This is a genomic window from Candidatus Polarisedimenticolia bacterium (genome assembly GCA_035764505.1).
Classification (GTDB): domain Bacteria; phylum Acidobacteriota; class Polarisedimenticolia; order Gp22-AA2; family AA152; genus AA152.
The window spans coordinates 1-10041 of the sequence record DASTZC010000020.1 but is presented as its reverse complement, the minus strand read 5'-3'; the positions used below and the strand labels follow the sequence as shown (position 1 = coordinate 10041).

Here is a 10041-nt window from a genome sequence, read left to right as displayed (position 1 = left end):
CGCCCTGCGAGTACGTCTGCCCCGTCAACGCGACGGTGCACAGCGCCGAGGGGCTCAACCAGATGGTCTACAACCGCTGCGTCGGCACGCGGTACTGCTCGAACAACTGTCCCTACAAGGTGCGGCGGTTCAATTTCCTGCAGTTCGCCGATTTCAGCACGCCGACGGCGAAGCTGCTGCACAACCCGGCCGTGTCGGTGCGCAGCCGCGGCGTCATGGAGAAGTGCACCTACTGCGTGCAGCGGATCAACACGGTGCGCAACGTCGCCGAGGTGGAGGGGCGCCCGATCCAGGACGGCGAGATCAAGACCGCCTGCCAGCAGGCCTGCCCGGCCGAGGCGATCGTCTTCGGCGATCTGAACGACCCGCGCAGCCGGGTCAACAAGATGAAGGCGGAGCCGCGCAACTACGAGCTGCTGGGCGGGCTGAACGTGCGGCCGCGCACCACCTACCTGGCGGAGCTGAAGAACCCGAACGAGAAGCTGCGCAGCGCCCCGGCGCGGACGGAGAAGCGTGGATGAGCAGCCATCCGACCGCGACGGAGCAGGCCGTATGAGCAGCCATCCGATCCCGACGACCGGGCCGCCCGGGGGCGAGCCGCCGATCCTGGCGCCGGGGCACTCCTTCGCCACCGTCAGCGACAAGATCGGCTCGATCGTCCTGAAGCGCGGGGCGCCGCGCGGCTGGTGGATCGGCTTCGGGATCTCATTCGCGCTGGTGATGGCGTTGTTCATGGCGCTGAGCTACCTGCTGGCGCGCGGCACCGGCATCTGGGGGATCAACGCGCCGGTGGGCTGGGGCTTCGCCATCATCAACTTCGTCTGGTGGATCGGCATCGGCCACGCCGGGACGCTGATCTCCGCCATCCTCCTGCTGCTGAAGCAGGACTGGCGGACGTCGATCAACCGCTTCGCCGAGGCGATGACGCTGTTCGCGGTGGCCTGCGCCGGCATCTACCCGCTGATCCACATGGGGCGTCCCTGGTTCTTCTACTGGATGACGCCTTACCCGAGCACCATGGCGATATGGCCGAACTTCCGCTCGCCTCTGGTGTGGGACGTCTTCGCAGTGAGCACCTACGCCACGGTGTCGGCGCTGTTCTGGTTCATTGGGCTGATTCCGGATCTGGCGACGCTGCGCGACCGGTCCAAGAACCGCACGTCGCGCATCGTCTACGGGATGCTGGCGATGGGGTGGCGCGGCTCGGCGGCCCACTGGCACCGCTACGAGGTCGCCTCGCTGCTGCTGGCGGGCCTCGCGACGCCGCTGGTCGTCTCGGTCCACACCGTGGTGAGCTTCGATTTCACCATCGGCATCATCCCGGGGTGGCACGCGACGATCTTCCCGCCCTATTTCGTGGCCGGCGCCATCTACGCCGGCTTCGCCATGGTCCTGCTGATCGCCATCCCGCTGCGTGCGGTCTACGGGTTGCAGGATTTCATCACCGAGCGCCACCTGGGGAACATGGCGAAGGTGCTGCTGGCGACGTCGATGATCGTGGTCTACGGCTACCTGATGGAGGCCTTCTTCTCCTGGTACAGCGGCAACGCCTACGAGCGCGGCATGTACCTGCAGCGCACCACGGGGCCGTACGCCTGGGCCTACTGGTGCCTGCTGCTGTGCAACCTGGTGACGCCGCAGCTGCTGTGGTTCTCGCGCGTGCGGCGCTCGACGGTGGCGTTGTTCGCCATCTCGCTGGTGGTGAGCGCCGGGATGTGGCTGGAGCGCTTCGTCATCGTGGTCACCAGCCTGAGCCGCGACTTCCTGCCGTCGTCGTGGGGGATGTACTACCCGACGATCTGGGACTGGACGACCTACGCCGGGACGATCGGGCTGTTCCTGATGCTGCTGTTCCTGTTCATCCGGTTCCTGCCGATGATCTCGATCTTCGAGATGCGGACGATCCTGCCGGAGGCGGAGGTGGAGGGGCATGGCCACGACTGAGACGCCTCTGTACGGGTTGATGGCGGAGTTCTACGACCCGACGTCGCTCGTGAACGCGGCACAGAAGGCGAACGAGGCGGGATACCGGGTGATGGACGGCTACTCGCCGTTCCCAATCGAGGAGCTAGGGGAGGCGCTCGGATACCGGACGCGCGGGCGGCTGCCGCGCATCGTCTTTTTGGGCGGGTTGATCGGCTGCGTCGGAGGGTTCGGGCTGCAGTACTGGTGCGCCGTGATCGACTACCCGATCATCGTCGGGGGCAAGCCGCTGAACAGCTGGCCGATGTGGATCCCGGTCACCTTCGAGATGACGATTTTGGTGGCGTCGCTGGCGGCGGTCCTCGGAATGCTGGCGCTCAACGGGCTGCCGCGCCCGTACCATCCGGTGTTCAACGTGCCGGAGTTCCGGCTCGCCAGCCGCGACAAGTTCTTCCTGTGCATCGAGGCGAAAGACCCGAAGTTCGATCTGGATCAGACGCGGCAGTTCCTCGAGAAGCTCAGTCCGGGGCATGTTTACGAAGTGGAGAGCTAGTGGTGTCGCGTCCCAGAAATCGCGTTGCATTCGCCCGCCGATCCATCGCGCCTCGCTGCGTTGCGTCTCGCTTGCGTACCGCATGGGTACGCGGCGCTTCGTCTGGGAGCGGCCACAGGCCGCGGCGCCTTGCGATCCGCGCGGCTCGGTGGCCTCGATGCTAACTCGATTTCTGAAACGCGACACCGAGGAGTGGCTGGTGGCAGCGGCGCGGATGGGACTGGCCGCCGCGGTAGTCGTGGTGGCGATGCTGTCAGGGGGATGCAGGCAGAAGATGGCCGACCAGCCGTCGTACCGGCCGCTGCAGGAGAGCGACTTCTGGCCCGACGGGCGCTCGTCGCGCGCGCCGGTGCCGGGGACGGTGGCCCGCGGCCAGCTGCGTGAAGACGAAGCCTGGTTTACCGGCAAGCGCGGCACGGAGTTCGTCAACCTGGTGCCGCGCCCGGTGACGCGCGAGATGCTGCAGCGGGGACGCGAGCGCTACGACATCTTCTGCTCGCCGTGCCACGACCGGCTCGGGAACGGACAGGGGATGGTGGTGCGGCGCGGCTTCCCGCCGCCGCCGTCGCTGCACATCGACCGGCTGCGCGAAGCGCGGCCGGGCTACGTCTTCGACGTGATCACGCGCGGCTTCGGGCGCCAGGCGGAAATGGCGTCGCAGATTCCGGTGGAGGATCGCTGGGCGATCACGGCCTACCTGAAGGTGCTGCAGTTCTCACAGCATGCGCCGCTGAGCGTCGTGCCTGCCGCCGATCGTCCTTTGCTCGACAAGGGGCCGGCCTCACCGCCCCCGCCTCCCGAGGAGATGCCGGCGCCGGGGGAGAAAGAGCCATGAGCCCGGCGGCGCGCGCGGCGGCAGCTTCGGTGGCGGCGACGCCCCCCGATTTCTCGGCGATGCGTCGTCGCTTTCTCATCGCCGGCGTCGCGGGGCTGGTGCTGATGCTGGTGGGGCGCTTCCTGAACCCGGCGCAGTTCTACCGCTCCTATCTGCTGGGCTACTCGCTGTGGATCGGCATCGCGCTGGGATGCATGGGCATTCTGATGCTGCAGCACCTGTCGGGCGGCGCCTGGGGCGTCGTCCTGCGGCGGATCCTGGAGGCGGGAACGCGCACGCTGCCGATCCTCTTCATCCTGTTCCTGCCGCTGCTGACCGGGACCGGCTGGCTCTATCCCTGGGCCGATCCGGCGAAGGTGGCCGCCGATCCGCTCCTGCAGCAGAAGAGCCCCTATCTCAACGTGACCGGGTTCATCATCCGGGCGCTGGTCTACTTCGCGGTCTGGTGCGCGCTGGCGTGGGCGCTGAGCCGCTGGTCGGACGAGCAGGATCGCACCGCCGACCCGGCGCTCATCGATCGCCTCGGAAAGCTGTCGGGCGCCGGCATCGCGCTCTACGTCCTGACCATGACCTTCGCCTCGGTCGACTGGATGATGTCGCTGGAGCCGCACTGGTTCTCCACCATCTATGGGATCTTCATCGTGATGGGGCAGGTGCTCTCGGGGATGGCCTTCGGCATCGTCGTCCTGGCGCTGCTGGCGGCGCGCGCCCCGCTGCAGGGGAAGGTCGGACCGCGCCACTTCCACGACCTGGGGAAGCTGCTGTTCGCCTTCGTGATGGTCTGGGCCTATTTCGCCTTCTCGCAGTTCCTGATCATCTGGTCCGGAAACCTGCCGGAGGAGATTCCCTGGTACCTGAAGCGCCTGACCGGCGGCTGGCAGTACGTGGCGCTGGGGCTGGTCGTCCTGCAGTTCGCGCTACCGTTCGTCCTGCTGCTGTCGGCGCGCCTGAAGCGCGAGCCGGTCAGGCTGGCGCGCATCGCCGCCTTCCTCGTGGTCATGCGCTTCGTGGATCTGATCTGGACGCTGGCGCCGGGAGCGCAGCAGGAGCAGCGCTCCGGAATCGGATTGCACTGGATGGACCTCGCGGCGCTGATCGGCGTGGGGGGAATCTGGCTGGCGCTGTTCCTGCGATACCTCCAGGAGAAGCCGCTGCTGCCGATGGGAGAGCCGCTGCTGATGGAGTCGATCGATGGCCGGTAAGACCACGTCGGGCGGCGGCTACGAGAAGAGTGATGCCGACGTCAGGAGGCTCGCCTGGCTGCTGCTGACGCTGATGATCGGGGTCGTCCTGGCCGCGAGTCTGATGCTGGTCCTGTACGGCCGCTTCGCGGCGCAGATGGCGAAGCGCCAGCCGCCTCCGGCGACGCTGGCGGGGGTGCGGGCCACGACGCCGCCCGAGCCGCGGCTGCAGAACACGCCGTTCGACGAGCTGCGCCGGATGCGGGCGGACGAGGACGCGGCGCTGTCGAGCTATGGCTGGGTGGACAAGCCGGCGGGCATCGTCCGGCTGCCGATCGACAAAGCGCTCGACATGGCGGCTGCGGGCATTCCCTCCGCGGGTACTTCGTCGGCGCAAATGGCAGGTAGCCGGGCAGGCCTGGTGCTTCTCTATAACAACAGCAAGGTCGACCTGGACGTATGGAACGAGCCCGAAAAGAATTCGGTACGGATCGCGCCCGGCGGGGCGTCCGAGGTCGCCTTTTTCGGGGAGCAGTGGATCCATTTCGGCATGATGGCGTATCGCTACCAGATTCCGGATCCGGTCTTGAAGGCGCTCGGGAGCATCGCGCAGTCAGAGAAGCTCCAGGCGGAGCGTGACGGCCGGCTCTACCTGGTTCCGCAGGGGTCGCGCTTTCCGGTCACGCCGCTGCCGGCGCAGCCTCCGGGTTTTCCGCTGGTGCCCCAGAAAAAGGCCGACCTGACATGAGAAGCCATCCTGATCGACTCTTTTCGCCGCTGCCGCTCCTCGTCCTCGCCCTCTCCATGGCCTTCGTGCCTGTCAGGGCGGACGCGCCCGTGACTCGTGGAAGTGGAGCCGATGGAGCATCGGCAGCAGCGGAGACAGGCGGCGCGGCAGGGGCGATGAAGAATCCGGGCGATGCCGACCCGGCGCGGCCGCCGGCGCTGCGGGGGATCGGGATCGATCAGCGGCTGGGGGCGCAGCTCGACCTCGGTCTCACGTTCAAGGACGAAGCGGGCGCGACGGTGCGGCTCGGCGATTACTTCGACGCCCGGCCGGTCATCCTGACGCTCAACTACTACGAATGTCCGATGCTCTGCACGCTGGAGCTGAACGGTCTGGTGGCGGCGCTGCGCACCATGTCGCTCGAGCCGGAGCGCGATTTCCGGATCGTCACGGTGAGCATCAACCCGAAGGAGACGCCGGAGCTGGCCGCGCGCAAGAAGACGCAGTACGTGAAGGAATATGGGCGCGCCGGCGCCGCGGCCGGCTGGCACTTCCTCACCGGCGACGAGGACAAGATCAAGGCGCTGGCGAATGTGGTCGGCTTCCGCTACTCGTTCGATCCCGAGAGCAAGCAGTACGCCCATGCCGCCGGAATCGCCGTGGCCACGCCCGACGGCCGCCTGTCGCGCTACTTCTACGGCATCGAGTTCGCGCCGCGCGACCTGCGATTGGGGCTGGTCGAATCGTCGCAGGGGAAGATCGGCACGCTGGCCGACATGCTCCTGCTGTTCTGCTACCACTACGACCCGGGGACGGGGCGTTACGCCGCCGCCGCATTAAATATGATGCGGCTGGCGGGCATCGCGACTGTCATTTTGCTGGCGTTCGGGATCCGGCGCATGGTCCGGCGCAGCCGCCAGGCGGCGGCCGGCAAGTCCCTGCAGGAGGGGCGCCGTGCGCTCTGACCTGCCGCTCTTCCCGGCGCAGGCGTCGACCACGGCGCCGCACGTCGATCTCCTCTTCCTGGTGGTCGTGGCGCTGTCGATATTCTTCGCGTCGCTGGTGGTGGTCCTCCTGCTGGGCTTCGCGGTGAAGTACCGTCGGCGTGCCGGCGACAAGCCGCCGGCCCCGATCGAAGGCAACCATGCGCTGGAGATCGCCTGGATGGTGATCCCGCTGATTCTGGCGATGGGCGTGTTCGTCTGGGGGGCCGAGGTCTACTTCCGCCTGAGCCGGCCGCCGGATGACACGTTGAACGTCAACGTCGTCGGCAAGCGCTGGATGTGGAAGCTGCAGCACCCGTCGGGGCGGCGCGAGATCAACGAGCTGCACGTGCCGGTCGGCACGCCGGTGCGCTTGAACATGACCTCGGAGGACGTGATCCACAGCTTCTTCGTCCCCGCATTCCGCATCAAGGCCGACGTCCTGCCGGGACGCTACACCACTCTCTGGTTCGAGGCGACGCGCACCGGGCGCTATCACCTGTTCTGCGCCGAGTACTGCGGCACGCAGCACTCCGGGATGACCGGCTGGGTCGAGGTGATGGAGCCGAACGCCTTCCAGGCCTGGCTGTCGGGCGCCGGCAGCGAGGTGTCGATGGCGGCGGCGGGGGAGCGGCGCTTCAACGATTTGGGGTGCGCCACCTGCCACAGCGGCACGTCGGGGGCGCGCGGCCCCAATCTCGACAAGCTCTACGGCAGCGAGGTCAAGCTCGAAGGAGGCAAGACCGCGACGGCCGATGAAGCCTACCTGCGCGAGTCGATCCTCTTCCCGGCGGCGCGCGTCACCGCCGGTTACCAACCGGTCATGCCGACGTTCCGGGGCCTGGTGAACGAAGAGGGGATTCTCGAGCTGATCGAGTATCTCAAGGCGCGTGCCGCGGCCCAGGAGACGGCGCCGACCGGGACGCCGGCGGTCCCGACCCCGCCCGTGCCGTCGGCGAAGAAAGCGACAGTGGGGTCGTTGCCATGAGCGAGCGCCGGCCGGGGACCAACTACCTGAACGTCAGCTACGGCATCCGCTCGTGGCTGTTCACGGTGGACCACAAGCGGATCGCGCTGCTGTATCTCGGCTCCGTGACGCTGATGTTCCTGCTGGGAACGGTCTTCGCGGGGCTGGTGCGACTGGAGCTGCTGACGCCGGCGGGGGATCTCTTCTCGGCGGACAGCTACAACAAGATCTTCACGATGCACGGCATCGTCATGGTCTTCTTCTTCCTGATCCCGGGAATCCCGGCGGTGCTGGGGAATTTCCTGATCCCGATGATGGTGGGAGCGCGCGATCTCGCCTTCCCGCGGTTGAACCTGCTCTCCTGGTATCTGTATACGATCGGCGCACTGTTCACGCTGTTCAACATCGTCATCGGCGGCGTGGACACGGGGTGGACCTTCTACACCCCCTACAGCTCCGCCTGGACGACGACCAACATCGTGCCGGTGGCGCTCGGCATCTTCATCACAGGCTTCTCGTCGATTCTGACGGGGCTCAACTTCATCGTCACCATCCACACGATGCGGGCGCCGGGGCTGACCTGGTTCCGCCTGCCGCTGTTCGTCTGGGCGCACTACGCCATGAGCATCGTGGTCATCCTGGGGACGCCGGTCATCGCCATCACCATCGTCCTGCTGGCGCTGGAGCGGGTCTTCAAGCTCGGCTTCTTCGACCCGGCGCTGGGCGGCGACCCGGTGCTGTTCCAGCACTTCTTCTGGTTCTACAGCCACCCGGCGGTCTACATCATGATCCTGCCGGCGATGGGAGTGATCAGCGAGATCATCGCCTGCTTCTCGCGCAAGCGCGTGTTCGGCTACTCGTTCGTGGCCGCCTCCAGCCTGGCGATCGCCCTGCTGGGCTTCCTGGTGTGGGGCCACCACATGTTCGTGTCGGGGCAGTCGGTGTTCGCCGGGCTTGTCTTCTCGGTCCTCAGCTTCATGGTGGCGATCCCGTCGGCGGTGAAGGTGTTCAACTGGACGGCGACGCTTTACAAGGGATCTATCTCGTTCGACACGCCGATGCTCTACGTCTTCGGCTTTCTGGGGTTGTTCACCATCGGCGGGCTGACGGGGTTGATGCTCGCCTGCCTCGGCATCGACGTCCACGTGCACGACACCTACTTCATCGTGGCGCACTTCCACTACATCATGGTGGGCGGCACGGTGATGGCGTACCTGGGTGGGCTGCACTTCTGGTGGCCCAAGATCACCGGCCGCATGTACCCGGAGTGGTGGGGGCGCCTGTCGGCGTTGATCGTCTTCGTCGGCTTCAATCTGACGTTTCTGCCGCAGTTCATCGTCGGCTACCTCGGGATGCCGCGCCGCTATCACGCCTATCCCGACGAGTTCCAGGTCTTCAACGTCATGTCGAGCGCCGGCGCGTCGATCCTCGGGGTTGGCTACCTCATTCCGCTGTTCTATTTCGCATGGTCGATGCGCTATGGGAAGAAGGCACCCGACAATCCGTTCCAGGCGACGGGACTGGAGTGGACCACGCCGTCGCCGCCGCCGACCGAGAACTTCCCGGTGACGCCGGTGGTGACGGAAGAGGCCTACGCCTACGAGAAGATGCCGATCCCGGCGGGAGGGGCGCGTGCCGTCTGACGCCGCCGCCCACGCGGTGCACGCCCATCACTTCGAGGATGCGGCGCAGCAGCGCCACGCCGTCACGCTGGGGATGTGGACCTTCCTGGTGACGGAGATCCTGTTCTTCGGCGGATTGTTCCTGGCCTATTCGATCTACCGCTGGAGCTTCCCGGCGGCGTTCGCGGCGGCCAGCCATCATCTGGACATCGTGCTGGGGACGGTGAACACGGCGGTTCTGATCTGCAGCTCCCTGACGATGGCGATGGCGGTGCACTCGGCGCAGATGGGCGGCCGCAAGAGCTTGATCGCCTACCTGGTCCTGACCATCATTCTCGGTACGGCCTTTCTCGGGATCAAGGCGGTCGAGTACGCCCACAAGTTCGAGGAACACCTGGTGCCCGGAGCGACGTTCCGCCTGCCGCCGGAGCCGAAGGGCGCGGGCCACGTCGTCGACCACGATCAGGCGGTCGCCGCCGGCGTCCCGAGCATGGAATACCCGGAGCCGGAGGAGCTGGCGCGCCACGCCCAGATCTACTTCTCGCTCTATTTCGCCATGACCGGCATGCACGCGCTGCACATGGTGATCGGGCTGGGGCTGCTGGGGTGGCTGGTGCTGGGAGCGCGGCGCGGGCGCTTCGCGCCCGGGCTCGATGCGCCGGTGGAGATCGTGGGGCTCTACTGGCACTTCGTCGATATCGTCTGGATCTTCCTGTTCCCGCTGCTGTATCTCATTGGGAGACACAAATGAAGGGCAGCGCGGCGGGAAAAGAGGCGGGAGGGGAGATGTCGGGCCATGTCGTGCCGGTGAAGGTCTACCTGGCGGTCTTCACCACGCTGATGGTGCTCACCGCCTCCACCGTGGCCGCCGCCTTCATCGATCTGGGACCCTTCAACCTGCCGGTGGCGATCGCCATCGCCACCATCAAGGCGACGCTCGTCATCCTCTACTTCATGCACGTCCGCTGGAACACGCGCCTCATCGGATTGGCCCTGGCGCTGGCCGTGGCCTGGCTGTTCCACCTGATCGTGGGCACCTTCGGCGACTACCTCAGCCGCGGCCTGATCCCCTTCCCCGGCAAGTAAATCCTCGGAATTCTTGGAACCAGGTCCCGCCTCCAACCAATGGTGATAGCGAAACGCGCTTTTTCGAAGAAAGGGCTCGAGAGGAATCTGGCCAGTTCTTCCGGGGCCCGTCCAGCTGTCAACAGGTTTGCTCAATTCACTGGAGGAGGACTTCATGCGCACGA

11 protein-coding genes are annotated in these 10041 nt (G+C 66.5%); all 11 read left to right on the top strand.

Translation table 11 applies throughout. The features are described from left to right. Positions 1 to 521: hypothetical protein (locus tag VFW45_01430; protein HEU5179425.1), on the top strand; the 521-nt coding region annotated here is incomplete at its 5' end. Positions 522 to 552: 31 nt separating this feature from the next. Next, complete coding sequence (gene nrfD, locus VFW45_01425; GenBank protein HEU5179424.1) at positions 553 to 1944, top strand: NrfD/PsrC family molybdoenzyme membrane anchor subunit; 1392 nt, start codon at positions 553 to 555, stop codon at positions 1942 to 1944. Continuing rightward, positions 1931 to 2476: a DUF3341 domain-containing protein gene (locus VFW45_01420; GenBank protein HEU5179423.1), complete on the top strand. Its 546-nt coding sequence runs from the start codon at positions 1931 to 1933 to the stop codon at positions 2474 to 2476. Before nrfD ends, VFW45_01420 begins: the two co-directional genes overlap by 14 nt. Before the next feature lie 157 nt (positions 2477 to 2633). Beyond that, positions 2634 to 3311, top strand: a complete 678-nt coding sequence (locus tag VFW45_01415) for a cytochrome c (GenBank protein HEU5179422.1) — start codon at positions 2634 to 2636, stop codon at positions 3309 to 3311. Further along, positions 3308 to 4513, top strand: a complete 1206-nt coding sequence (locus tag VFW45_01410; GenBank protein HEU5179421.1) for a hypothetical protein — start codon at positions 3308 to 3310, stop codon at positions 4511 to 4513. The genes VFW45_01415 and VFW45_01410 overlap by 4 nt, the downstream gene beginning before the upstream one ends. Next, entirely contained in the window at positions 4503 to 5240 is a 738-nt protein-coding gene (locus VFW45_01405) for a hypothetical protein (GenBank protein HEU5179420.1), read from the top strand. Before VFW45_01410 ends, VFW45_01405 begins: the two co-directional genes overlap by 11 nt. Positions 5241 to 5395: 155 nt before the next feature. After that, complete coding sequence (locus VFW45_01400; GenBank protein ID HEU5179419.1) at positions 5396 to 6184, top strand: SCO family protein; 789 nt, start codon at positions 5396 to 5398, stop codon at positions 6182 to 6184. After that, on the top strand, positions 6174 to 7190 hold the full coding sequence (gene coxB / locus VFW45_01395; GenBank protein HEU5179418.1) for a cytochrome c oxidase subunit II: 1017 nt from the start codon (positions 6174 to 6176) through the stop codon (positions 7188 to 7190). Before VFW45_01400 ends, coxB begins: the two co-directional genes overlap by 11 nt. Further along, positions 7187 to 8812: a cytochrome c oxidase subunit I gene (ctaD, locus tag VFW45_01390; GenBank protein HEU5179417.1), complete on the top strand. Its 1626-nt coding sequence runs from the start codon at positions 7187 to 7189 to the stop codon at positions 8810 to 8812. The genes coxB and ctaD overlap by 4 nt, the downstream gene beginning before the upstream one ends. Beyond that, complete coding sequence (locus VFW45_01385; protein HEU5179416.1) at positions 8802 to 9542, top strand: cytochrome c oxidase subunit 3; 741 nt, start codon at positions 8802 to 8804, stop codon at positions 9540 to 9542. Before ctaD ends, VFW45_01385 begins: the two co-directional genes overlap by 11 nt. Continuing rightward, entirely contained in the window at positions 9539 to 9877 is a 339-nt protein-coding gene (locus tag VFW45_01380) for a cytochrome C oxidase subunit IV family protein (GenBank protein ID HEU5179415.1), read from the top strand. The genes VFW45_01385 and VFW45_01380 overlap by 4 nt, the downstream gene beginning before the upstream one ends. Positions 9878 to 10041: the final 164 nt, after the last annotated feature.